Raw genomic sequence first — 343 nt, 5'->3', positions numbered from 1 at the left:
TGAACCGCCCCGGGAATTGTGGAGGCTGGTTGGTTTAAGTTGATGCCGGCACAGCGATGGTATTGCTGAATTGCCGGTAGTAGTTTGCCTCAGCTTCAGCGGGCGGGATATAGCCGAGAGGTTCCATCAGCCGATGATGGTTGAACCAGGCTACCCATTCCAGCGTCGCCAATTCGACAGACTCACGCGTTTTCCACGGTGCACGACGATGAATCATTTCTGCTTTGTACAGGCCGTTGATCGTTTCAGCCAGCGCGTTATCGTAGCTGTCGCCCCGGCTGCCAACCGACGGCTCGATGCCTGCTTCGGTCAGTCGTTCGCTGTAGCGAATGCTGACGTATTG

1 protein-coding gene is annotated in these 343 nt (G+C 56.0%); it reads right to left on the bottom strand.

The window, feature by feature from the left end; translation table 11 throughout:
• Positions 1-34: 34 nt before the first annotated feature.
• The coding region (locus BG61_RS39020) for an integrase core domain-containing protein (RefSeq protein ID WP_035943937.1) at positions 35-343 on the bottom strand (309 nt) is incomplete at its 5' end.

Origin of the sequence: Caballeronia glathei (assembly GCF_000698595.1) — a bacterium.
Taxonomy (GTDB): Bacteria; Pseudomonadota; Gammaproteobacteria; order Burkholderiales; family Burkholderiaceae; genus Caballeronia; species Caballeronia glathei.
The sequence above is the reverse complement of the archived record's forward strand: the minus strand, read 5'-3'. Positions and strand labels throughout refer to the sequence as shown.